The organism is Anaerococcus ihuae, assembly GCF_928368155.1.
Lineage (GTDB): Bacteria > Bacillota > Clostridia > Tissierellales > Peptoniphilaceae > Anaerococcus > Anaerococcus ihuae.
Genome location: NZ_CAKMRU010000001.1, coordinates 296110 through 321808 on the forward strand (window position 1 = coordinate 296110; position 25699 = coordinate 321808).

Genomic DNA, 25699 nt, shown 5'->3' on the forward strand with positions numbered 1-25699 from the left:
TTGTAATTATTCTAGTTGCTAATTTGAGATGGCTATTAGTGTAGCATATAGTTCTCTATTTAAATTTAGGTGGTGATTTTTTGAGTCGTAATAAGATTGAATGTAAGTTATGTCATAAGTTATTTGATTTTGATGAAATGAGTGAAGAACATTATCCAGCTAGGAGTGTTGGTAATGAAGATATTGTTTTGTTAGATATTGTTAAAATGATAGATTCTTTTCAGCCTGCTGGAATGAAAAAAATTGAAAAAAGATATCTGCAAGGAGAAAGTATAGGACAAATTTCTGATGATATTTTTGACAATGAATTATCTCTGCAACTATATCCAAATGGACGTACTGCTAGAACACTTTGTAGAAAATGCAATACTTTTTTAGGGAAATATGATGAAGCGTATTTAAAGTTTTTTTCTATAAATGGAGAACCAAAGATCGTAAAGGGCTTTAATAAAATAACTAGGCTTAAAATCATAAAATCAATTTTCGGAAAGTTTCTTTCTCTTTCTGAAACGATGGATGAAAAATTTGATTTTCTTGATTTTCTTAATGATGAATATGCATTAGAGTATAGAGGAAAATGGAAGATATATTTTGTAAAAAGAGATTTTAGCAGTGACATTATGGGAATGAGAGATATAGGTTCAGGTAAATTAGAATTTAATGAAGGAGTGGTATACGAATTATCTGACGATAAGTTTATATTTAACCTTATGAATTTTGAGAAACACTCATGTTATGATATGACTGATTTATTTGATATTTTGAGCAAAAATTACAAATTGGTTACCGGTACTGGAACTAATGGTGGATACCATGCACAAGTACTGATTTCTCGTTTATTTAAAGAAATATATTGAATCTTAATTTAATTAGTATAATTTGTTTCACTTTATAAATCATGTTAGACGATAGAAAAGTAAAAATCTATCGTCTTTTTCATGCCTATTTTCAATTTATATTGCAATCAATAAATAGGGAAAACTCGCAGAGAAGCTAACTAGTATTTCAAATGCCTCTCACTAATATATACACAACAAAATGCTAGTTACCTTAAATATGAAAGGAGAAAAGATGATAAGGATAAGAAGCCCTACCTAAAAGACAACTAAATATACAAATACTTGGCGACTGGAATTAACTTTTCAGTCGCTTTTTTAATTGAAATTTATAGATTAAGGAGAAGAAATTAATGGATAGAGAAATGATAAATATTAATGCAAATTTAGTTAAGGAAGCTGAATTTTCAGAATTTGAAAAAGATGGAGAAAGTGTTCAAGTAGCAAATTTTGCTCTTGTAAAAAATTATGGCAAGGGCAAAGAATATACAAATTGCTCAGTATATGGAGAAAAGGTAGAAATAGTAAAAGAATTTGAAAAAGGAAATCTAATCCATGTCTTTGGATATTTCAAAGAAAACAAAAAAGGAGATAAGGTCTACAAGAATTTTATAGTTAAATCATTAAACAAAATAGAAAATAAAGAGAAAGAAAACGAGGAGGAATAATATGGAATTTTTTACAGCTGGAGTTGGAGTTTTAAAGACACTTGTAACTGCAATTGGTGCAGGTTTAGGAGCATGGGGAGTTATTAACTTAATGGAAGGTTATGGTAATGATAACCCTGGTGCTAAATCTCAAGGTATTAAGCAGCTTATGGCTGGTGGGGGAATTGTACTAATCGGTATCAAATTAATTCCACTACTTGCAAATGCATTAAATTAGGAGAAAGTCTATGTTTGGTATCTTTGACAAGCTAACTGAATTCTTTAAGGATATGCTACTCGGAGGTATCAAAGCAAATCTAGAGTCCATGTTCTTAGATATAAATGACAAGGTAGGGGTTATTGCAACTGATGTTGGAAAGACACCAATGGGTTGGAATGGAGAAGTGTATAACTTCATAAAAAACATTAATGATAATGTGATTGTTCCAATAGCAGGTCTTATCATAACGGCAGTTTTATGTATTGAGCTCATAAATATGGTTATGCAGAAGAATAATATGCATGATACAGATACTTTTGAGTTTTTCAAATACATTATAAAGATGTTTATTGCAGTCTACCTTGCAAGCCATGCCTTTGAATTTTCAATGGCAGTCTTTGATGTGGCACAAAATCTTGTAAACAAAGCGGCAGGGGTAATCACTACTTCTGCCACTGTTTCAGGAGATCAGATAGTTGCAATGGTTGATACATTGAAAGAAAAAGATGTTGGTGCATTAATAATGATATTAGTTGAAACAAGCCTTGTAAGGATTGCAATTCAATGTATATCTTTAACTATTACCCTAATAGTATATGGGCGTATGTTTGAAATATATGTCTACTCATCAGTATCATCCATACCATTTGCGACTATGGGAAATAAAGAATGGGGTCAGATTGGAACAAATTATATCAAGGGACTTTTTGCCTTGGGACTACAAGGTTTGTTTTTGATGGTATGTTTAGGTATCTACACCGTTTTAATAAGAACGGTACAGATTACAGATATTCACGCAAGCTTGTTTAGTATATTAGGATATGCTCTACTACTTGGACTTATGATGTTTAAGAGTGGAACAGTTGCAAAAAGTATTATGAATACGCACTAGGAGGAATAAATGTTAAAAAAGAAAAATTGTGCTTTATTGGGACTTGGAATTTTATTGGGAGGAACTTATGAAATTTTAAAAGAGAAAAAAAGAAATGAAGAGATTAGAAACTTAAAGAGGAGAATAAATAGACTCGGAAGATGTCACAATGAATTTGTTATTTATCAAGGAGAATATAATGACAGAAATGAAGAAAAACAAGAAGAATTAGAAGAAAGAATTAGCTACCTAGAAGAGGAAACAACATCTAATTATGACCATATACTTGAACTTTCCAAAGAAGAAGTAGAGGGATATTAAAATGGCGTATGTACCAATACCAAAAGATTTGGACAAGATTAAAACAAAGGTTGCCTTTAACTTAACCAAAAGACAACTTATAGGTTTTTCTGTGGCAGGACTAATTGGCATACCAACCTATCTATTTATGAAGAAATATCTACCTAATGATGTTTCAATCATTGCAATGCTAATAGTAACCCTGCCAATCTTTTTTATAACCTTATATGAAAAAGACACTTTAACTTTTGAAAAATATTTTAAATTTTTCTATCTTCACAAGTTTTATCAACCAACTAAGAGAATAAGAAAGGAGGAATACCTTGAAGCAAAGAAAAAAGCAAATCAGCGACTTAAATCTAAGGGAAAAACAATTAAAAAAAGACCGAAAGGAAGTAAGAAGGCTAAAAACAAAGAAAGATCCAACAAATAGTCTTCTAAGTGTAATTTTAAAGAAAGAGAAAAAGAGATTTACTGTTGAGGATACTATTCCCTATATAAGAATGTTACCGGAGGGCATTTGCCAGTTAGATGAAAAAAATTATTCAAAGACAATTTCATTTCAAGATATAAACTACCAGTTGGCATTGGAAGAAGATAGAGATTTAATCTTTAACCAATTTGCCAACTTTTTAAATTCTTTTGATCCAAGTGTCCACATTGAACTTTCATATGTAAATCAATTAGGAAGAAATAGAGACCTACAAGATGCAATTAAAATTGCTGATAAGGGAGACTTTTATGACGATGTAAGAAAAGAGTTTAGGGAGATGTTAAAGCTTCAACTTGCAAAGGGAAATAACAGACTTAAAAAGATGAAGTATATAACCTTTACAACAGAAGCCGATAACCTAGAGCAAGCAAGAGCAAAGTTAAATAGACTTGAAGTAGATATTTTATCCAACTTTAAATCTATGGGAGTTAGAGCAGAAAGTCTTTATGGCGAAGAAAGACTAAGACTTGTTCATGATATGTTAAATCCAGACAAAAACTTTGATTTTTCATATAAAGATTTGAAGAAGAAAGAGTCTACAAAGTCACATATAACTCCCGATATCTTTAATTTTGCACCAGCAAATAATTTTAAATTTGGGAAATTCATTGGAGCAGTAAGCCATTTTCAAATACTTGCAAGTGAGTTATCAGACAGAATGTTATCTGAGTTTTTAGATATTGATGACAATATTTATGTAGCTTTTCATATAGATGTAGTTGAACAAGCAGAAGCTATTAAACTCATTAAGAGAAAAAACACAGACCTGGACAGAATGAAAATCGAAGAACAAAAGAAAGCAGTTCGAGCAGGATATGATATGGATATTATTCCTTCAGATATAAATACCTTTGGTGCGGATGTTAAGTCCATGTTATCTGACTTACAGAATAGAGATGAAAGGCTCTTTGTAGTTACCATAGCAATGATGAATTTTGCTAGGACTAATCAAAAATTAGAAAATACTATTGCTCAAATCTCATCAATTGCTAACAGACATAATTGTCAGGTAAAAAGATTATCTCACCAACAAGAGCAAGGACTTGTTTCTGTCTTACCTCTAGGAGTTAATCAAGTCGAGATAAAAAGATTTTTAACTTCATCATCAACGGCAGTTTTTATGCCTTTTACAACAGAAGAGCTATTTATTGATTCAGCAAATTCTTTGTACTATGGATTAAATGCCCTTAGCCAAAACTTGATTATGGCAGATAGAAAGAAACTTAAGAACCCTAACGGACTAATATTAGGTACACCAGGTTCTGGTAAATCTTTCTCAGCAAAGAGAGAGATGGCAAATGCAATTCTTGTAACAGACGATGATGTAATTATTTGTGATCCTGAAGGCGAGTATTCAAACCTTGTAAAACAATTTAATGGAGAAGTTATTAAAGTTTCGGCAAAGTCAAAGGACTATCTAAATCCATTAGATATTAATATGAACTATGGAGATGGGGACGCACCTTTAAAGGATAAGGCAAATTTCATAATGTCTATGCTTGAACTTGTAGTAGGAGGATCTGGTCTTACTGCTGCAGAAAAATCTGTTATAGATAGGTGCTTACCAAAGATATATCAAAAGTATTTTGAAGACCCAAAACCAGAAAATATGCCTATATTAGGAGATTTATACGATATGCTCCTATCTCAAGAAGAGGGAGTTGGTAGAAAGCTCGCAACAGAAATGGAAATTTATGTTAAGGGAAGTCTTAATGTATTTAATAATAGGTCAAATGTTGACCTAAATAGGCAACTGCTCTGTTTTGATATAAAAGAGCTAGGAACACAACTTAAAAAAATAGGTATGCTTGTAATTCAAGACCAGGTTTGGAACAAGGTTTCCCTAAATAGAGGAAGCAAGTCTACAAGATACTATATAGATGAGTTCCACCTTTTATTAAAAGATCCACAAACTGCTTCATATTCAGTAGAAATCTGGAAAAGATTTAGAAAATGGGGCGGTATTCCAACAGGTATAACACAAAACGTAAAAGACCTTTTAACAAGTCAGGAAATTGAAAATATCTTTGATAATACAGACTTTGTTCTAATGTTAAATCAAGCATCTGGAGATAGAGATATTCTTGCTAAAAAATTAAAAATATCGCCTTATCAGTTAAACTATATTACTAATTCAAACGCAGGTGAGGGACTATTATTCTTTGGAAATACTATTGTTCCATTTATAGATAAATTCCCTAAAGACACCATGTTATATAAGCTAATGACAACAAAACCAGAAGAAGCTAAGTAGGTGTGATATGGATAAAAAACTAAAAAAAGATTTTCAAAAGAAAATTATACGAAATAGGGACGCTCCTGAAAAAAATATGGATAGTAAACTTGTTCATTCAGATGATTATACCAATAAGATAATTAAAACTAAGGATAGGTTCGGAGATAAAATTTCAGAAAAAGAATCTAAACTTATTCATGAGAATGTATTAGCTAAGGATCAAAAACAAGATAAACTAAAAGATTTTCAGAAGGCTAAAAACAAGGAAAGAATTAGAAAAGAAGTTTTAGATAATAAGGATAAGGCTGGAGAAACAAAACAAGCTAATCTTGAAATAAGGATAGATGAAAGCTTTAAACTTGATGAAGACTTAGATGTAGATTTCAAAAAGGTAAATTTTGATAGTGAAAACAGTAGAAATATTAATTCTAATAAACTAACAACAGATGATATTTCAGCTAAGGCTCAACCAATAAACAATAAGAAGCCATCAAGTAAAAGACAAGTTATCAAAAATTACGAGGATAAACTTATCCATAGTAAGGATAAATTCCAAGACAAAATCAACGAGAAAGAGTCTAAGCGAATCCAGACAAGTGAAGATAAACCTAACGAAGCAAAGAAAAGCAAGAGAGTATATAGAAAAGATAAGCTTATTAAAGATGAAGTAAGTAAGAACGAAAGTAATACTAATATCGATAAAAAGCAAAAGCAGAAACTTTATCAAGAAAAGAAGTTTAAGAATAAGGAAAAAATTTCTAATGAAATAGATAAAGAAAGTAAGCTAAGTGAAGTTGATACAGATAAGACTTTTGATAATCCTGAGATTAAAGACAATAATCTTGAATCTATAAAAGACGAAAAGGAAACAAGCCTTAAAGCTTCAGAACAAAATAAAGTTAACAAGAAGAAGACTTACTACAAGAGAAAAAATTATGAAAGTGATAAATTCACTCGAAAGAAAATCGATGACTTAAAAAATGAATCTAAGAAAGTTACAACTAAAGATTCTAAGAAAGCACAAGATGTTAAAGATTTTATCTCCGATAAAAAGATTGGAGAACTTGAAAAGTCTAAAAGTAAGCTAAAGGATAATATCTTAAAGAATAAAACTAAAGGAAGTCTATCCTCTGGGGTTTTATTATCTGGAGCTAAGTCATCAGAGTTAGTGAGAGATTATCTAAGTTCAGGATCTGACAATACTGGTGTAGAATCTGGAGAAAAAGTCGCTAATGTAAGCTCTAAACTCCAGCATGGAATAAGGAAGTATAAGCTAGACAAAAAGAAAAAGTCCTTAAAAAAGCTATCTAAACTTGATAAAAAAATAAGAAAGAGAAAAAGCAAGTTGGAGTTTAAAAGTGGCTTGGAAGATTTAAAAAAGTCAGATGCCTATATAAAGAAAAATAGATTTAAGAAGTTTTACCAGAGAAAGCAAATGAAGAGCATGATAGCTAAAAAACACGAAACAAGACTGGTAGATAGAGTTAAAAAAGCTATTTTAAGTTTAGGTAAAGCTTCTAAAGAGTTAATCGTAAGAAAAAGTAAGATGGTTCTATTTGTAGTAATAGGACTAGGTCTTATGCTATCAATCATGATTGGTGGTGAAAGTGTTGGTATGAGTGGGCTAAGCAATTTAGTAAACTCAGTAATGACAACAACATACCTATCACAAGATACAGTTCTAAGTGAAGTTAATCAAGAATTTTCATCAATGGAATATGACCTACAATCACAAATCGAAAGTGTAAAAACAAGTCATCCTGGATATGACGAATATATCATAAACAAAGAAGGAGAAATTGGTCATAATACCCATGAACTTTTATCCTATATAACTTCAAGATGTGGAGAAGTAAAATCAGCATCTGAAGTAAAAGGAATTTTAAAAGAACTTTTCGATAAGATGTATAAGCTTGATTTTAAGGAAGAAATTGAAATTAGAACAAGAACAGTAGCAAGAACAAGATATGATAGTCGTGGCAATCCTTATACTAGCTATGAAAAAGAAGAGTACGAATATAAAAAGTTAATTGTAACTTTAAAGAAAAAAGAAATGGATGAAGTTGTTAGGGAAATATTTAAAGATTATCCAGACAATGTAGTTCATTATGAAGCTCTTCTTGAAGCTAAGGGGAATATGGGTGATGTTTTTGGATCAGGTAATGGGGACTTAGGAGAAATAGTAGATAATCCAAACTTTGGAAATCCTGGTCTTGCTTTTGATTCAGCTACTGCCAAGGCTCTTTTTAATGAAGCAGAAAAACATATAGGCAAAAGATATGTGTTTGGAGCAAGTGGACCATCTAACTTTGACTGCTCAGGATTTGTATGTTGGTCATTTACAAAGTCAGGAGTAAAAAGAATGCCAAGAACAACTGCATGGAGAATATACAAAGACTATTGTAATCCAGTAAGTCCAAGTGAAGCTCAACCTGGAGATATTATATTTTTCCATTCAACATATAACAGTGGAACACCAATATCTCACGTGGGAATATACGCAGGTAACGGAATGATGATTCACGCAGGAGATCCAATTCAATACACATCAATAAATTCAAAATATTGGAAATCACACTTTTATGGTTTTGGAAGACCAAGATAGAAGGGAGATATTATGTGAACAGAAAACTTATTAGTATTAGAAACAAAAAGAAAAAAATAGAAGAGAAATTGAAAGATTTAAATGCAAAATACAAGGAAATTTGCGATGAAGAAATACAAGTTGAAAATGAAGAAATAATTGTAACTCTTAGGAGGAACAATATTAGCTTGGAAGAATTAATGGAGAAAATCAATGATAGAAAAAGAGAAGAAAAATTAAAAGAAAAGGAGAACATTCATAATGAAGAAATTTAATACGAACAAACTAAGAGCCTTTTTTATGGCTCTTTTATTAATTTTGACATCAACTGTGCATACAAGTGCATTTGCAAAGTCTGATGTTACTTGGACGGAAGATGATTTTATGTATTCCTCTGAGGGAAATATAATAGCCTTTAGTGATAAGGGCTTAGAAAAGAAAGAAAAGACAAATATTCTAGTATTTCCTGAAGGAACGAAATCTATAAATGGAAATTATTCCTTAAGTCATTCAAACGATGAACTTAGATATAAAAGAGAATTTGGACGTGGCAAACATTGGGATAAAGTAATTATTCCTGATTCTGTTAAGCATTTAGGTTATGCTGCCTTTTACGAAGCGAGTATAGACGAGGTAAAACTATCAAATAGTCTAACTTATCTTGGTGGTTTAGCATTTTTCAATTGTGGACTTAGAGAAGTGACTTTACCTGATACTTTGGTAAATATTGAACATAATGCTTTTGAAAGAAATAACCTCCAAGAAATAACTATACCAAAGTCTGTAAAGACAATTGAACAATACGCTTTTTCAAGAAATAAATTGCACACTATAAAAGTTTTAGGCAATCCAAATATTAACAGTAAGGGAGTATTCCATAATCAAGAAGTTGAGTATAGACCAAAACAAAATCCATTTTACGAAAATCATTTTGGTTTCAACGGAAATCAAGGATTCAAATCTATTCCTAATGGATTAAGGTTTGAAAATGGAGAGTTTGTCTTTGATAAGAATGTAGATAGTGTAGAACTTGAATTTGATTATAACAATGATATGTATCAAGGAAAGATGACTATTTACAATCCAAATAAATATTCCGTTGATACTCAAACAGATTTAACAGGGCAAGATATTGATGAAAAGGACAATAAGATTGATGATTTAACTAAAAATATTAAGGACTTAGAAAATCAGATCAAAGACTTAAATGATAAGAAACAAGAAGACCAATCAAAGATAGATGAATTAAAGAAAAAGTTAGAATCTTGCAAAGATAATGGAGAAAAACTAAAACAAGAAAAGTCTAAGCTAGAAGAAGAGATTAGAGATAAAGATAATAAGATTGCCCAATTGAATAAAGAAATTGAGGAACTTAAAAATTCTAACAATGATGAACTAATAGCAGAAATTACTCAGCTTAAAGATGAATTAAAAAGATTACAAGATGAAAATGCAAAACTAAAAGAAGATTATTCATCTACAAAATGGGAGTTAGAATCTGAAAAAGAAAAGACCGACAAAAACGAAAATAAAATCAAAGAAATGCAAGAAAAGCTCGAGTCTTTAGAAGGAGAACTAGCAAAGAAGACTAAAGAAATAGAGGATAAAGATAATAAAATTAAGGACTTAGAAAAAGCCCTTGATGAAAAAGATAATAAGATAAAAGAATTAGAGAATAAAAAGAAAAAAACAGAAAATTCTAAGTCAGAATGCTTTAAGAAGATTGAAGAGCTTCAAAAGGCTATTGATAGTTTAAAAGAAACTTCTGAAAATACAAAAAGTGAATTAGAAGAGAAGATTAAAGAACTAGAAGAAAAACAAAAAGCTTCTGAAGAAGAAATTAAAAAGCTAAAAGAAGAATTAGATAAGAAAATTGAAGAAGCAAAGAAGTTAATCGAGGAAGCAAATAAAAAAGCTAAAGAAGATCTTGAAAAGCAAGCTAAAGATGAAAAAGAAAAAAATATAAACCAAGACTTATCTAAAAAATTAGATGAACTTCTAAAACTTCAAAAAGAAAACAAAGAGAAGAAAGAAGATAAGAAATCTCAAGATAAAAAATGGGACGAACATTTGAAAGCTGATGATAAGAATATCCTAAATCAATTTGATCTTAATAAAATGAAAAAGCAAGAGGAACAACAAGATGAAAAACAAGTTAAAGATGAAAAAGAATTTGCAGTTTTCCAAGTAGACAAAAACTTTTATAACATTATCAACAAAGATGGTAAGACAACAGTATATATGGATGTAAAAACTTATGTAGACCAAGGAAGAACTATGATTCCAGTAAGATATATTGCTTATACTCTAGGTTTTAATGTTGAGTATGACAACTCTACTCGTGAAGCTATTTTCTCAAATAAAGAGAATAATATCCTAGCAAAAAAGACATTAAGACTAAATATTGATACTGGTGTTATGAAAGATTCAGATGGAAAGGTCTACAATTCAGATGTTAAGCCAGTGATTATAAATGGAAGAATTCATGCTTCAATTTCAAATATTGCTAAAGCTTTTGGAGCAAGTCATGGAGATATTAAAGATGGCAAAAACCAAACAATAGAATGGGACAATGCTAGAAAAGCAGTCTATGTATTTAAAAATGTAAAATAAGAAAGGATAGAAAAATGAATAAGAGCATTAAACTAGGAGTAGCCATAGCGTTACTCCTTTTTACATTTACAGTACCAGCAACTACATTTGCAATGACAAATGAAGGGCAAATAGAAAGTCAAAACGAATCAATCTATGAACCACAAAAAGAAGAATTTGAGAAAATGTTGAAAGATGATGTTTTTACACCGTCAAAAGAAGAAATTCCTTATCAAGATGTTCCAAGAATACCAGGAAATACAAGTGAAGCAAATAAGCCTTCAAATAATCCTCCTAAGAAAACACCACTTGTAAAAGGTGGTAATACAAAGGCAGTAAATAATCTTGCGACACAAGAAAATAAGGCAAGAGGTTCAGTAATTGAAAATGTAGATAGGAATGGAAAAGATATTACACCAAGTGGAGATACAGAAAAAGATAAAGAAAATCCAGTAGATGTAAGACAATTTTTAACATTTCAAACTAAAAGTGGAAAAACTATGCACCTAATAGTGGATCACTCATCAAATCAAGATAATGTAAGGTTATTGACAGAAGTAGGAGAGCAAGACCTACTTAATATGATTGAATCAGAAGATAAAAATACTATAAAGGTTGAAGAGCCTAAGAAAGAAGAAGTAAAAAAAGAAGAGCCTACGGTTGTTCCAGTAAAAGAAGAAAAGAAAAGCGGGATAGGTTCATTTCTAATTGTTGCACTTGTAATTGGAGGAGTTATAGGAGCAGGATATTATTTTAAGGTAGTCAAAGTAAAAGAAGATAGAATGTTGGAAGACTTTGAAGAAGATGATGAAGATTATATTAGTGAGTCAGAAGATGAATCTGACAATGAAGAAAGTCATGAAGAGTCTTTAGATGAAGATGATGAACTATTATAAGGATATTAAATTTAAGTACAATTGAACTTTTGTCCCAAATATGATATGATATTTGGGACAAAGGAGGATTGTAATGAGTTCATATACAGAAAAAATATCAGATAAAATAAAAGATTTTGACTCACATAAAGTCTTTTTTGCTAATGACTTTTTAGATATTGCTTCTTATGAAACTGCTAGAAAGACATTGAATAGAATGGTTAATGAAAGAAAAATTAAGCGTGTCGTTGATGGCTTTTATTACAATCCAAGATATAGTGAATTAATCGGAGAGTACGAAGCAGTATCAATTCACGAATTAGCGCTTGCCATAGCAAGAAAATACAATTGGAATATTGCACCATATAATAGTACAGCCTTAAACTTATTAGGACTATCCACACAAGTTCCAACTCACTACAAATATATATCTAGTGGAAGATATAAGGAATATAAAATTGGAGATACGGTTTTAGAATTTAAAAAAGTAAATCCAGGAGAGATTGCTAATATGTCCTTAAAGACAGCGACTGTAATTCAAGCAATTAAGTCTTTAGGGAAAGAAAATATCAATGCCCAAGTTATGCAAAAGATAAGAGAAAATTTAACTCAAGAAGAAAGAACAGATTTAATGAACGAATCAAAATCAGTTCCTGCATGGATATATGAAGTAATAAGGGAAATTTGTGAGGGCAAAAATGAATAAGTTTTATATAGAAAACAAAGAAGACTTAAGAGTTTTAATAGTCAATACAGCCAGAAAGAAAAATATATCTGAAGCAGTCATTGAAAAAGACTACTGGGTTACTTTTATCTTAGATTATCTATTTAATGAAAACAAATGGAGGGAATATTTTACCTTTAAAGGAGGAACATCACTTTCAAAATGCTTTGGACTTATAGAAAGATTTTCTGAAGATATAGATCTAATCTTAGATTGGCGAGTATTAGGTTACGAAGAAAAAGAACCTTGGTTAGAAAGATCAAATACTAAACAGGATAAATTCAACAAAGCAGTTAATGAAAAGACAGAAGTATTTTTAAGAGATGAATTTGTAAAAGTTTTAGAAGAAGATTTAAAAGACATGGACTTTGAATTTTGGGTTGATACTCTTGATCCACAAACAATTCTATGTAAATATCCTAAAATATTTGAATCTAATTATTTAATACAAAATATAAGGCTTGAAATAGGAAGCCTTGCAGCATGGACACCTGCAATTGAAGTGGGAATCTTGCCGATAATTAGTGAAGCATATCCAAATGTATTTAAAGAAAAAACTAATATAAGAACAGTATCAGCAGAGAGAACCTTTTGGGAAAAGGCAACTATACTTCATCATGAAGCAAATAGACCAGAATCTTCTCCTATGCCACATAGGTATGCAAGACACTTTTATGACCTATATAAAATAGCAAATTCAGATTTTAAAAACAAAGCCTTAGAGGATAAAGAATTACTAAAGAAAGTGACTGAATTTAAAATGAAATTTTATCCTAGGAAGTGGGCAAAATATGAAGAAGCACTAAATGGTAGACTAAGGTTAGTCCCAAGAGAATTCCGATTTTCTGAAATAGAAAAAGATTATAAGGCTATGTCAGAAATGATATATGGAGAATATCCAAACTTTGAAGAGATTATAAAAGTTCTTCAAGAACTAGAAAAAGAAATTAATAAGTAAATCGAATTCTTCCGAAAAAAATATAATATTCAGGAGAAATACTTTGAGCGAGAGAGAAATCTTTCGCTCTTTTTTTATTTATGGAGGTATGAATGAAGTTAGTAATAGCAGAAAAGCCAAGTGTAGCAGTTACAATTGCAAAAGTAATTGGAGCAAGAACAAGAAAAAACGGATATTATGAGGGGAATGGATACATTGTTTCTTGGTGTGTCGGTCATTTAATTCAAATGGCAAGTCCAGAAAGACACGACGAAAAATGGAAGAAATGGACAATAGAAAATCTTCCTATAATTCCAGAAGAATATATTTATGAAGTATCTAAAAGCACTAAAAAACAATATGGAGTTTTAAAGAAACTTTTAAACGATAAGAATATCGACACAGTTATAAATGCTTGTGATGCTGGAAGAGAGGGAGAACTTATTTTTAGGCTTGTATATAATCAAGCTAAATGTAAGAAGAAAATTCAAAGACTTTGGATATCTTCAATGGAAAACAAAGCTATTGAAGATGGTTTTAGAAATCTTAAAGACGGAGAAAAATTTGAAGACTTATATGGATCGGCAAGTGCAAGAGCTATTGCAGATTGGCTGGTAGGAATGAATTTAAGTAGGCTTTATTCTTGCATTTACAAGGAAACATATTCAGTTGGTAGAGTACAAACACCAACTCTATATTTAATAGCTAAAAGGGATAGTGAAATAAATCTATTTAAGAAGCAAAAATATTATACAGTTGACCTATCTTATAAAGGATTGAAACTTGTATCAGATAGGATTGATAAAATCGAAGTGGCAGAGCAACTTTTAAACTTGATAGAAGATGAAATAGTTATTACAGAGGTAGAGGATAAAGAAATAAGCACAAAACCAGATAAGCCTTATGATCTCACTACCTTACAGAGAGAAGCAAATAAATATTTTGGATATTCAGCAAATGACACTTTAAATATGGCACAAGGTCTGTATGAAAAAAAGCTAATCACATACCCAAGAACAGATAGCAGGTATTTAACCGATGATATGGTTACTACTATGAAAGAATTATTAGAAGGACTTGAAGAAGGTTTTAAAATCAACGAATCAAACTTTAAGTCTATTTTTAATTCATCTAAGGTTACAGACCACTATGCGATTATTCCTACTATATCAGGTATTGGAAAAGTTAAAGATTTATCTGACAAAGAAAGTAAAATTTATAATCTAATTAAGAATAAATTACTTGCTTCATGTTCGGATAACTTAAAGGAATCTAGCAGAAAAATCAGATATGAATATGATAAATTTAACTTCAATGCAAGTGGCAAGACTGTAATCGATGAGGGTTATACCAAGTATCTAAAGACTTATGGAAAGGAAAGAAAAGAAAATGAATTACCAGATGTAAATACTGGAGATAATATTAAACTAACTTCTAAAAATATATCAGAGAAATTTACAAAAGCTCCAAGTCATTATAACGAAGATACACTTTTAAAGGCTATGGAGAATGCAGGAGTAGAGTCTTTGGATAAAGATATAGAAGTGGAAAGAAAAGGCTTAGGAACACCAGCTACAAGGGCAGGAATTATTGAAAATCTTATCCACAAGGATCTCATAAGAAGAGATAAGAAAAATCTACTTGTAACAGAAAAAGGCAATAGACTTGTATCGATTGTAGAGGATAAGTTCAAGTCGGCTGAAACAACATCTGAATGGGAAATGAAACTTGCAAAGATTAGCTCTGGCGAAGTAGATAAAGAAGACTTTTTAAGAGAAATAGAAGATAGTATAAGGGAGCTTGTAGATAGGTACAAGAATAATCTAAATGAATAAGGTAAAAATATTGGAGCTTTTCGGTGGCATAGGTGCTATTAGAAAGGCTTTTATTAATTTAAAGATACCTTATGAAGTTGTTGATTATGTAGAAATAGATAAGGCTTGTGTTAAATCATACAATGCACTTTATGGAGAAGATTATAAAGAAAAATCAGTAGTAAGATATAAAGCTTCTAATGAAAAGATAGACTTAATTATGCATGGAAGTCCTTGCCAAGACTTTTCAAGAATTGGAAAAAAGCAGGGAGGAGTGAAAAACTCAGGAACTAGATCAAGCTTACTATTTGAAACAATTAGAATAATAAAAGAAATGAAAGATAAACCTAAATGGATAATTTGGGAAAATGTAAAGGGAGTCCTTGATAGAAATATGAGGGACTCCTTTTTTATTTATCTAAAGAATCTAGAAGACCTAGGATATGAGAGTAAGTATGAAATCTTAAATGCAATGGACTTTGGGATACCTCAAAAAAGGGAGAGGATATTTGTTGTTTCATGTCTTGGAGCAAATAACTTTTCTTTTAATAAATTAGAGAGGAAAGAAACTAGACCACTAAGTGAATTTTTAGAAAAGAATGTAAGTGAACTTTATACCATGACTCAACCTTATATGCTGAAATTTTTAAATAAAGGCATAGATAATAGTTTTAGAGGGCGACTAAAAGTGATTAAAGATTTTTCTTATACTATTTCTACAAAACAAATGAGAGTACCTAATTCTGGAATAATAGATATTGGAAATGCTAAATATAGGTATTTAACAGAAAGAGAATGTTTAAGGCTCATGGGTTTTGATGATAGTGATATTGACAAACTAGAGAAAGTACATCCAAGAAGAAAAAATTGCACATCAAGTAAACTATATAAACAGGCTGGCAATTCTATTGTGGTTGATATTTTAATGGCTATTATAAAAGAAATTCATAGAATGGAGGTAGGAAATGCAAGTAAATGATTTTAAGAATATACAAGAAGCTATAAAGTATGAAGTGTTACAAGATGAAAAAGAATATTTAAAACTCTTAAAAGTTATAGGCAATAATCAGAAATATGATTTTTCTAGCCAACTAAGTATATATAACAAAGAACCTGAAGCTAGAGCTTGTGCGACTTTTGATATGTGGAAAAAATATTTTGGTCGAGTTGTTATGAGAGGTCAAAAGGGTATTCCAATTTTAGTTGGAAGTGATGTAAATCAAAGAATTTCATATATTTTCGATATTAGTCAGACCACATCAATGGATAGGAATATCAATGAGGTTAGCTTATGGCAGTTTGATCACGAAAACCATAACGAGACTTTAAAAGAAATAATAAATGCTTCTTCATTTGAAGCTAGTGATTCACTCAATGAAAATATATTTTCTTTAAGTAGAATTTATGGAGATGAATATATTAATTTGGCTCTTGCTGATTTGAGGATAGATATAGAGGATAGACTTAGCTTTGAAAAGTTTATGAGAGACTCAATATCTTATGCGGTAGCTAATAGGTTTAATACAGTTTATCCTATGGATATGGAAAATTTAAAAAATAATTTTTATAGGATTAATACAATTTCTTTAGAACAGATAGGTCTTGTAATATCAAGGGTTAGTGAAGATATTATAGATAGCACAATAGAAAAATCTAAGGAAATGGATCGTGCTAGGCTGCTGACAGAAAGGGCCGCTGCCGACTATAATAGAGATATAGAAAATATAAACGAAGATAGAGGAGGTCAAGATGATTTATATAGACGAGATGATAGGTCAAGAAGTAGAGATGGACGAGTTTTCACAGATGGAAGCGACAGAGGAAATAGCGATGAAGATCGAAGAGAAAACCTTGGACATGATGGAGAAGGATCTGGAATTTATGGAGAGATATCCGAATCCGACATACGCAGTTCTAAGACTGTCTTACCTAGTAGGGAGCGAGGACATGGAGAACTGGAAGAATCTTCAGGAGATGTACGAGGAGAAAACACTTTTGAACCATCTGAAAGAAATTCAGAATCAGGCAGTGGACTTTATCAAGAGAGAGAAAGTCAAGATGATGAAAGCACAAGGATTGACAGAGAAGATGATGAGAGAGAATCCAGAGGAATACCAAGGACAGATGAACAACTTGATGGCAACAGTGAAGAAAATGGCAATCAAGGAATACGTGGAAGCTTAGAAAATGAAATAAGCCAAGAAAAGGAAGCTGAGGAAGCTTCTTTTTTTGATGACAAAAACACTGAAAATAGAAAAGATTATTGGATTGTAGAATTTAATGAAAACCACGAATTAGTTTCCGATTATAGTGGGCAGATAGTAACTAAAGATTTAATTAATGTTCTAAGACAAAAGGATATAGATGTTAAAGACTATAATCAAACTCATGGAGAAAATGAATTTGGAGAAATGACTGATGATTATATCGGATATTTCAAATTCTATTTTGACCACTATGTAGACGGCGAAGTTGTCGAACATTATAGGATTGACCTTGGTGATGGTGAAGAAGTAAATGAGCGTGAATTTTCATATTTAGAAGAACAAGTTGCACTAAGTGAGGAAAAATCTTTACAAGAAGAAATTAAGGAAAAAATAGAACCTAAATTTAAGATAGGTGATCAGGTTAGATATAAAGATAAAGAATTTACCATTACAGATTTTGATGAACTAAGTGGAGGACTTAAAACTGTAACCATTAGAGATAATATGGAATATATGGGAGGTATGATTAGGGGTTCGGAAGTAATTCCATATAGAAATGATTCATACCTTGAAGAAATCTTTGAAAATCTAAGTCAAACATCAGAAAAACTAGCAGTAAAGGTTGGAAAAGAATTTATTTTCGAAGATGAGAACACCTTTGATGGAATTAATTTAATTGAAACTGGAACTTATGTAGAAGTTAATGGGGAAGAATTTCCTTTATGTAAGGGTGAAACATTTGAAGAAAGTAGAAAGATTGATGGCCTTTTAGATAGTGGAAATTATGAGATATACAAATTATCTGACCATGAAAATCAAATTGAAACAGAAGTAGAGCAAGAAAGCTTTATTTATAACCACAATTCCGAAATTGACCAAATGATGGATAGATATAATATCCCAAGAGAAGCAGCCGAAAACTTATTGAGAGGTAAAGAAGATTTAAAGAATCTAGGTTATGAACCTAATAAGGAAAGACTAAGTTTTGCTAGAAATTATGACTTAAAAAATCATATTTACTCAGAATACCTAACACCATCAGAAAAGCTAGATAAAAATATAAAAGCTATTAAAATGCTAAAAAGACTTGAAAATGAAAATAGGAGTCCAAGAGAGTATGAACAAGCCTACCTTGTAGACTATCTAGGTTGGGGTGGTCTTGCCGATGTCTTCGATGAAGAAAAGGGAGGACAATGGCTTGAAGCAAGAAATATTTTAAAAGAAAACCTGACAAATGAAGAGTATTTGAATGCTAAAGAGTCCACTCTTACATCATTTTATACACCTAGAGAGGTAATGGATGGAATATATAAGACTCTAACAGATATGGGATTTAAGACTGGGAACATCCTTGAACCATCTGCAGGAGTAGGTAATTTCATTGGTAATATGCCAAGTGAAATACAAGGCTCTAAAGTCTATGGAGTAGAAAAAGATAGTCTAAGCGGAAGAATAGCAAGAGAACTTTATCCTGAAGCTAACATTCAAATTAAAGGCTTTGAAGAAACAAACTTCTCAAATAATTTCTTTGACTTGGTAATAGGAAATGTTCCCTTTGGAGATTTTAAAGTTAACGATCGTGAATATAACAGAAATAACTTTCTGATTCACGATTATTTTTTTGCAAAGTCAATAGACAAGGTAAGAAATGGAGGAATTATTGCCTTCATAACTTCATCTGGAACTATGGATAAAAAAGATGAATCTGTTAGAAAATATATTAATGCTAGATGTGAATTTTTAGGAGCTATGAGGCTTCCTAATACAACATTTAAAGGACTTGCTGGTACAGAAGTTACTTCAGATATTATTTTCTTAAAAAAGAGAGATTCAGTTATAGAAAGAGATGACGATTGGATTCATCTATCAACTGATAAAAATGGTTTGACTTACAACAAATATTTTGTAGATAATCCTCAGATGGTATTAGGGGATATGAAAGAAGTATCTGGTAGATTTGGCAATACTATTACTTGTGACGAAAAAGAAGATGAAAAGTTAAAAGACTTAATGGATCTTGCAAGTAAGGAAATATCTTCAAATTCAAAATATGAAGAGGTCGAACTATTGGAAGATGAAGAATTAAGTCTTCCAGCAACAGATGATGTTAAGAATTTTTCTTATACCATTATTGATGAAGAAGTCTACCTAAGAGAAAACTCAGTCTTAATTAAGCAGAATATATCAGATAAAAATAAAGAAAAAATAAAAGATTATCTTGATATACTGAATGCCTTAAAAGATGTAATAGAAAAGCAAAAGGATGATTTTTCTGACGAGGAAATAAAAGAATCACAAGCAAAGTTAAATGAAGTCTATGATAACTTTTCAAAGAAACATGGCTTTATTAACTCCCTATCAAACACTAGAGCCTTAAAGGAAGACTCGAACTTTCCTTTGGTTTCATCAATAGAAATACTTGATGATGAGGATAATTTCAAAGCTAAGAGTGATATATTCTCAAAAAGAACAATAACAAAGGCAAAAGTAGTAGACCATGTAGACACTTCTCTTGAAGCTTTGGTTTTATCAGTTTCACAAAAGGGATATGTAGATTTTGAATATATGGAATCTATCACAAGTAAAGATAGGGACACCTTAATTGGCGAGCTTGAGGGCGAGATATTTTTAGACATTAAGGATACAGACCTAATAAATAACAGAATGCCCTTTGAAAACTTTAACAATGACGATCCATTTCATTTTTCATATGTATCGGCTGATGAGTATCTAAGTGGTAATATTAGAGAAAAGATTGGTTATCTCAATTCATATATCGGAGAAATTGAAAATGTAATAGATTTAGCACCTTCTGAAAAGAAAGACACATTATTAAACGAGTTAGGCAAGCTCAAATATCAAAGAGAAAAATTACAAGAAGTTATGCCTGAAGAACTCACTGCTTCTGATATAAATGTAAGGTTAGGAGCAACATGGATACCTCAAAAAGATATAGAAGACTTTACTTTCAATCTTTTAAAAACACCAGGTTATGATAGATGGAATATAAATGTTAGGTTCTCACCACATACAAGTGAATGGAATATTGAAGGTAAAAGTGTTGACTCAACTAATGACCTTGCTAACATGACTTATGGTACAAGTAGAGTAAATGCCTATAAGTTAATTGAAAATGCTCTTAATTTAAAAGATACAAAGGTATTTGACCAAGTAATAAATGATGATGGTTCTAAGACTTCTGTATTAAACAAAAAAGAAACTATGCTTGCAAGTCAAAAGCAAGAACTGATAAAAGAAGAATTTAAGAATTGGATATTTGAAGATCCTGATAGAAGATATAGGCTAGAAAAGATTTATAATGAAAAATTCAATTCAATTAGAAATAGAGAATTTGATGGCTCTAACTTAACTTTTGATGGAATGAATACAGAAATCAGACTTCGAGAACATCAGAAAAATGCCATAGCAAGGACTCTTTATGGTGGAAATACACTGCTTGCCCATGTAGTAGGAGCAGGAAAAACATTTGAAATGGTAGCTTCTGCCATGGAATCTAAAAAGTTAGGACTTGCAAGTAAGTCGTTATTTGTAGTTCCTAACCATCTAACCACTCAAATTGGTAGAGAGTTTATGCAATTATATCCGTCAGCAAATATTATGGTGGCCGATAAAAAAGACTTTCAACCAAAAAATAGGAAAAGATTTATTGGTAGGATTGCAACGGGAGAATATGACGCAGTCATCATAGGACACTCTCAATTTGAAAAAATACCAATGTCTAAGGAATACCAGGTTAGACATATACAAGACCAAATAGATGATATAGTTTCCTTTATTGATGAGAATAAAAGAAACAGAGGAGAAAATTTCACAGTAAAACAACTAGAAAAGACAAAGAAGAAACTCTTGGTAAGACTTGAAAAGCTAAATGATGACTTTAAAAAAGATGATGTAATAACCTTTGAAGAGTTAGGAGTAGATAAGTTATTTATAGACGAAGCTCATAATTACAAAAACTTATTTTTGCATACAAAGATGAGAAATGTTGCGGGTATCGGTCAAAGTGAAGCCTTTAAGTCTTCAGATATGTATATGAAATGTAGGTATATGGATGAAATGACAGATGGAAAGGGAGTTGTATTTGCTACTGGTACACCAATATCAAACTCAATGACAGAGCTTTATACTATGCAAAGATACCTTCAGTATGACGATTTAAAGGCAAGAGGATTAGAACACTTTGATGCCTGGGCTTCTACCTTTGGAGAAACAGAAAACACCTTTGAATTATCTCCAGAAGGTACTGGATATAGGCAAAAGACAAGATTTTCAAAGTTTTATAACTTGCCAGAGTTGATGAGCATGTTTAAAGAAGTAGCAGATATAAAGACTTCAGATATGTTAAATTTGCCAGTACCAGAAGCAAATTTTGAAGTTATTAAAACAAAACCTACTGAGGAACAAAAAGAAATATTAGAAGCTATTTCAGAAAGAGCGGATGCAGTTAGAAATAACCAAGTAGAGCCAACAGAAGATAATATGCTAAAGATTACAAATGATGGTAAAAAACTTGCCCTTGACCAAAGATTAATAAATCCATTACTTCCCGATGATCCTAATTCAAAGGTAAATGTATGTGTTAAAAATATATTTTCAATCTGGGATAAGACAAAAGAAAATTCATCAACCCAATTAGTCTTTTCAGATATGTCTACACCAAAAGGAGATGGAGAGTTTAATATCTATGATGATATTAGAAATAAGCTTGTGAATATGGGAATACCAAAAGAAGAAATAGCCTTTATTCACGAGGCAGATACAGACAAACAAAAAGATGAATTGTTCTCTAAGGTAAGAAGAGGAGAAGTAAGAGTATTATTAGGCTCTACTCAAAAAATGGGAGCAGGTACAAATGTACAAAATAAATTAATAGCTTTACACGATTTAGACGTCCCATGGAGACCGTCTGACCTAGAGCAAAGAAGTGGTAGAATTGTTCGTCAAGGTAATGAAAATGATAAGGTAAATATCTTTAGATATGTAACAGAAAATACGTTTGATGCCTATTTATGGCAGACAATAGAGAACAAGCAGAAATTCATATCCCAAATAATGACAAGCAAGACGCCTGTGCGTGTTGCAGAAGATGTTGATGAAGCAAGTCTATCTTATTCAGAAATTAAGGCTTTAGCTACTGGTAATCCTCTGATTAAAGAAAAAATGGACTTAGATAACGAAGTTACAAAACTAAAAATGCTGGAAGCAAACTACAAGTCTAATAAATATAAGCTTGAAGATAAGGTAAATAAGATTTATCCTCAAAGTATTTTAAAAACTGAAATGGAAATACAAGCAGTTAAAGAAGATATTGCAAGTGTTGAGAAATTAGGAGAAGGAGATAGTAAATTCACTTCAATCAGTCTTAGAGAAAATAAAATTTTAGATAAGAAAGAAGCTGGAGAGAAATTATTAGAAGAAATAAAAAAAGTAAATATAAATGATAGCAAGGTCATTGGTAAATATAGGAATTTAGACTTACAAGTTTCGTATAATTTTATGACTAATAATCACACCTTTAAACTCTTAGGAAAAGCAGAATACTTCGGAGAGTTTTCAAACTCTACTGATGGCAATATAACAAGACTTGATAATGCCATTGAAAAAATGCCTTCAAGGCTTGAAAGATTAAATCAAAATCTTGAAAACTATAAAGAATCTTTAGAAAATGCCAAAGTAGAATTAACCAAACCATTTGAAAAAGCTGATGAGTTAAGGGGTAAGACACTAAGACTAGCTGAGATTAATAAACTTTTAGATATGGGAGAAGTAGAAGAACTAGAAAACCAATCACCACTATTAGAAGATTTAAAGAGGGCAATAGTTGATTATTCTAACTACGAGTTTTCAGAATCTAATAGCTATGAAGACTTTGACAAACTATACCCTGATTTAAGCCATATAGGACTTGCTTATACAGAAACACCTGATGGGAAGCACTCTATTCAATATGAGGTAAATTTGGAAGAAAAAACATGGACTCAGTATGTAGATAATGTTGCTATTAGAACAGAATCTTTTGTAGAAGAAGATATATCTAATTCACAAGCTATTAAAGATATGACTGAAGCCATAAAGATGTCAAGTTTTGATGATCTGGTATCAGTAGATGAAGAAGATTTAAAACAAGCCCTAGGACTAGAAATAGATGATGACGGAAACTTCTATGATCCACTTGCAAAAGATCTTGATAATGACGGAATACCAGATAGGTATGACAATGATTTTAAAGATAGTGATTACTTTGAATCAACTTATGATGTAGAGGATAATCTTCACTCAAGGGAAGAGAAACCATCAATATTGGGACAAATATCAAAATTCAAATCTGAAGAAGAAAAAGATAAAAATCAAGAAAAAAGTGAAAAAGGACAAGAACGATAAAGGAGGGCGAAAGGCTCTCCTTATTTAGTACAAGGAGGAAAATATGGAATACAAAGATATTAGAGAAAACTTAGAAGAAATGATGAATGATAATTACAAGGACTTTATAAAAGCACTTGTGAGCATAGAAAAGGGCATTAATGATGAAAAGGCACTTGAGGAAGTCTATGTTTTATTTATGATCAAAGACACAACAGGTCTATTAAATGATGACTTTGACTATATGATTGATGATATGAAAGAACAAGGTAAGATTGTTGAAAATACCAATGAACTTGAAGAAAAAGACGATCTCATAAATCTCGTTGGTAATATAGCTGGAAAAGTAGAAAATCTTGAACGAGAAAATGCTAATGGAGAAAAATTCAAAGTAAGTAATTTTTCTATAGTTTCAAAAGATGACGATGGAAATAAAATTTATACCAATTGTTCAGCCTATGGAGATAAGACAAAAGATTTAGAGAACCTAAAACAAGGAGATTTTGTTAAAATATTTGGTCAAGTAAAAACAAGTATTGATAACAACGGAAAGGAACATAAAAATGTTCGTATTTTATCTTCTAAGCTCTTAAAAGCAAAAGAACAAGTAAAGAGTCAAGATAAGGATAAAAAGTCCATATTAGGGCAAATAAAAAGCTTTAAGACAGATGACAAAGCTAAGTCAAACAAGAAAGAACATAGCAAAGGTACAGAGAGATAAATATCGGCAGTCTTCGGACTGCCTTTATTTTTTTTGCTCATTTTTTTAATCTAATATATTTAGGTCAGATATGCATATACACTTAAACTCATATGAAAACATATCTTGTAAAAAAACTACTTTAGTCACAGTAATCGCATTTTAACTTGTGATCCTTGCAAGCTAAATGACGAACTTCACTAGGAAGTTTTCCCTTGTATCTTTTGTAATAAATGGAAAATTTGCTATGGGATGTATATCCAACAGATTCTGCTACTTCCTTTATAGGAAGTTTAGTATTTAACAGAAGAGTTTCAGCTACATTCATTCTTTTTCTTTGGGTGTATTCTGTAATGCTTTGACCATATTTTTCTTTGAACAAATTTTTTAATTTTGTTCCGCTCATTTTAGATATTTTTTCAAGAGTTTCCTGATTTACATTCATGGCGAAATGATCATCTAAAAATCTGGATACATCTTCAAGTGCTTTATTATCATCAGATTCAATTTTATATTTTTTTCTATTTAAGTAGGTATCGATTACTATACTTATCCACTCATTTGCCTTGGCTTTAAAGAAAAAATCAGCGGCAGGAGCGTCCATCTTACAATTTAATATTTCCATTGCTACTTTTTCTAATGACTTTGTAAGTATTATTTGATTTGTTTGAAGTAAAGCCCTATAAAAGGATTCAAGATCGATATTAATGGATGACAGGTGCTTTTCTAAAAGTTCTCTTTTAAATCCAACAGAAACAGTGAGATAGTAACTATTCTCGTGTAATAAAAATAGAAAGTCATCTTCTATATTGTCAAAATCAAGAGTATATAAGGAGTTTGGCGTCAAAGTTTGATAAGGGTTAAATTTTTCACCGTTTGCACTTACAATATAGCTAGAGCATATCGAAACATAGTTTTCCATACTATAAGTACTATTTTGAATAACTTCTTCTTTGATATAAAAATCGTGGATATCAATAATAAATCCATTTCCTTCATAAAACCAATATAGGCCTTCTGCATTAATTGAATCATCTTTACTCCAACAAAATGTATGCCCTGCACTTGAATATTTCTTATTATTTTTACATTCATCTACGTTCATATATTCTTTTACAAAATCATAATATGTCATAATACACTATCCCTTTTAGACAATATTCCAATTAGCCTTATTAATTCAAAACTATTGTATTAGTAATTATAACTGATGTATAATAAAAATGCAATGATAATTATTATCGTTCAGGCGAATTTGAATCTAATAGGAATATTAAAGGAG

General features: G+C 31.0%; 18 protein-coding genes. 17 read left to right on the plus strand and 1 reads right to left on the minus strand.

Annotated elements, in window-relative coordinates:
* Positions 1–80 precede the first annotated feature (80 nt).
* From L6653_RS01355 to L6653_RS01435, 17 genes are all read left to right on the plus strand, one after another.
* A complete protein-coding gene (locus L6653_RS01355; RefSeq protein WP_236785127.1) occupies positions 81–857 on the plus strand; it encodes a hypothetical protein in 777 nt (258 codons plus the stop codon).
* A 332-nt stretch (positions 858–1189) separates the two neighbouring features.
* Entirely contained in the window at positions 1190–1504 is a 315-nt protein-coding gene (locus tag L6653_RS01360) for a single-stranded DNA-binding protein (protein ID WP_236785129.1), read from the plus strand.
* 1 nt (position 1505) lies between these two features.
* A complete protein-coding gene (locus L6653_RS01365) occupies positions 1506–1721 on the plus strand; it encodes a Maff2 family mobile element protein (RefSeq protein WP_000394204.1) in 216 nt (71 codons plus the stop codon).
* Positions 1722–1731: 10 nt separating this feature from the next.
* Positions 1732–2595: a VirB6/TrbL-like conjugal transfer protein, CD1112 family gene (locus tag L6653_RS01370; protein ID WP_000466914.1), complete on the plus strand. Its 864-nt coding sequence runs from the start codon at positions 1732–1734 to the stop codon at positions 2593–2595.
* A 9-nt stretch (positions 2596–2604) separates the two neighbouring features.
* Positions 2605–2895, plus strand: a complete 291-nt coding sequence (locus tag L6653_RS01375) for a hypothetical protein (RefSeq protein WP_236785130.1) — start codon at positions 2605–2607, stop codon at positions 2893–2895.
* Between the two features lies 1 nt (position 2896).
* Positions 2897–3307 (plus strand): PrgI family protein, encoded by a 411-nt coding sequence (locus tag L6653_RS01380; protein WP_236785132.1) that lies wholly within the window; start codon positions 2897–2899, stop codon positions 3305–3307.
* Entirely contained in the window at positions 3198–5621 is a 2424-nt protein-coding gene (locus L6653_RS01385; RefSeq protein WP_305854532.1) for a VirB4-like conjugal transfer ATPase, CD1110 family, read from the plus strand. Before L6653_RS01380 ends, L6653_RS01385 begins: the two co-directional genes overlap by 110 nt.
* Positions 5622–5628: 7 nt before the next feature.
* Positions 5629–8208, plus strand: coding sequence for a CD1108 family mobile element protein (locus L6653_RS01390; protein WP_236785134.1), 2580 nt, complete (start codon positions 5629–5631; stop codon positions 8206–8208).
* A gap of 14 nt (positions 8209–8222) precedes the next feature.
* Positions 8223–8462 carry a hypothetical protein gene (locus L6653_RS01395; protein WP_001080402.1) on the plus strand — a complete coding sequence of 80 codons (240 nt, stop codon included), beginning with the start codon at positions 8223–8225 and terminating at the stop codon, positions 8460–8462.
* Positions 8449–10800 (plus strand): leucine-rich repeat protein, encoded by a 2352-nt coding sequence (locus L6653_RS01400; RefSeq protein WP_236785136.1) that lies wholly within the window; start codon positions 8449–8451, stop codon positions 10798–10800. The genes L6653_RS01395 and L6653_RS01400 overlap by 14 nt, the downstream gene beginning before the upstream one ends.
* Positions 10801–10814: 14 nt before the next feature.
* On the plus strand, positions 10815–11675 hold the full coding sequence (locus tag L6653_RS01405) for a CD1107 family mobile element protein (RefSeq protein ID WP_236785138.1): 861 nt from the start codon (positions 10815–10817) through the stop codon (positions 11673–11675).
* Positions 11676–11748: 73 nt separating this feature from the next.
* Positions 11749–12360 carry a DUF6088 family protein gene (locus L6653_RS01410; protein WP_236785139.1) on the plus strand — a complete coding sequence of 204 codons (612 nt, stop codon included), beginning with the start codon at positions 11749–11751 and terminating at the stop codon, positions 12358–12360.
* A complete protein-coding gene (locus tag L6653_RS01415) occupies positions 12353–13336 on the plus strand; it encodes a nucleotidyl transferase AbiEii/AbiGii toxin family protein (protein ID WP_236785141.1) in 984 nt (327 codons plus the stop codon). Before L6653_RS01410 ends, L6653_RS01415 begins: the two co-directional genes overlap by 8 nt.
* 92 nt (positions 13337–13428) lie before the next feature.
* Entirely contained in the window at positions 13429–15150 is a 1722-nt protein-coding gene (locus tag L6653_RS01420) for a DNA topoisomerase 3 (RefSeq protein WP_236785143.1), read from the plus strand.
* Positions 15143–16108 carry a DNA cytosine methyltransferase gene (locus tag L6653_RS01425; RefSeq protein WP_236785145.1) on the plus strand — a complete coding sequence of 322 codons (966 nt, stop codon included), beginning with the start codon at positions 15143–15145 and terminating at the stop codon, positions 16106–16108. The genes L6653_RS01420 and L6653_RS01425 overlap by 8 nt, the downstream gene beginning before the upstream one ends.
* Complete coding sequence (locus L6653_RS01430; protein ID WP_236785147.1) at positions 16095–23738, plus strand: helicase-like domain-containing protein; 7644 nt, start codon at positions 16095–16097, stop codon at positions 23736–23738. The genes L6653_RS01425 and L6653_RS01430 overlap by 14 nt, the downstream gene beginning before the upstream one ends.
* Before the next feature lie 43 nt (positions 23739–23781).
* Positions 23782–24438: a DNA-binding protein gene (locus tag L6653_RS01435; RefSeq protein ID WP_236785149.1), complete on the plus strand. Its 657-nt coding sequence runs from the start codon at positions 23782–23784 to the stop codon at positions 24436–24438.
* A gap of 121 nt (positions 24439–24559) precedes the next feature.
* Here the strand turns inward: L6653_RS01435 and L6653_RS01440 are convergent, their stop codons facing one another.
* Positions 24560–25552, minus strand: coding sequence for a helix-turn-helix domain-containing protein (locus tag L6653_RS01440; protein WP_236785150.1), 993 nt, complete (start codon positions 25550–25552; stop codon positions 24560–24562).
* Between the last annotated feature and the right edge of the window lie 147 nt (positions 25553–25699).

Bases quoted from the DNA above. Each gene is read 5' to 3' on its own strand.
- L6653_RS01425 (WP_236785145.1), top strand. From the start codon at position 15,143: ATGAATAAGGTAAAAATATTGGAGCTTTTCGGTGGCATAGGTGCTATT.
- L6653_RS01410 (WP_236785139.1), top strand. From the start codon at position 11,749: ATGAGTTCATATACAGAAAAAATATCAGATAAAATAAAAGATTTTGAC.
- L6653_RS01380 (WP_236785132.1), top strand. From the start codon at position 2,897: ATGGCGTATGTACCAATACCAAAAGATTTGGACAAGATTAAAACAAAG.
- L6653_RS01360 (WP_236785129.1), top strand. From the start codon at position 1,190: ATGGATAGAGAAATGATAAATATTAATGCAAATTTAGTTAAGGAAGCT.
- L6653_RS01365 (WP_000394204.1), top strand. From the start codon at position 1,506: ATGGAATTTTTTACAGCTGGAGTTGGAGTTTTAAAGACACTTGTAACT.
- L6653_RS01390 (WP_236785134.1), top strand. From the start codon at position 5,629: ATGGATAAAAAACTAAAAAAAGATTTTCAAAAGAAAATTATACGAAAT.
- L6653_RS01400 (WP_236785136.1), top strand. From the start codon at position 8,449: ATGAAGAAATTTAATACGAACAAACTAAGAGCCTTTTTTATGGCTCTT.
- L6653_RS01415 (WP_236785141.1), top strand. From the start codon at position 12,353: ATGAATAAGTTTTATATAGAAAACAAAGAAGACTTAAGAGTTTTAATA.
- L6653_RS01405 (WP_236785138.1), top strand. From the start codon at position 10,815: ATGAATAAGAGCATTAAACTAGGAGTAGCCATAGCGTTACTCCTTTTT.
- L6653_RS01440 (WP_236785150.1), bottom strand. From the start codon at position 25,552: ATGACATATTATGATTTTGTAAAAGAATATATGAACGTAGATGAATGT.
- L6653_RS01375 (WP_236785130.1), top strand. From the start codon at position 2,605: ATGTTAAAAAAGAAAAATTGTGCTTTATTGGGACTTGGAATTTTATTG.
- L6653_RS01430 (WP_236785147.1), top strand. From the start codon at position 16,095: ATGCAAGTAAATGATTTTAAGAATATACAAGAAGCTATAAAGTATGAA.
- L6653_RS01435 (WP_236785149.1), top strand. From the start codon at position 23,782: ATGGAATACAAAGATATTAGAGAAAACTTAGAAGAAATGATGAATGAT.
- L6653_RS01420 (WP_236785143.1), top strand. From the start codon at position 13,429: ATGAAGTTAGTAATAGCAGAAAAGCCAAGTGTAGCAGTTACAATTGCA.
- L6653_RS01370 (WP_000466914.1), top strand. From the start codon at position 1,732: ATGTTTGGTATCTTTGACAAGCTAACTGAATTCTTTAAGGATATGCTA.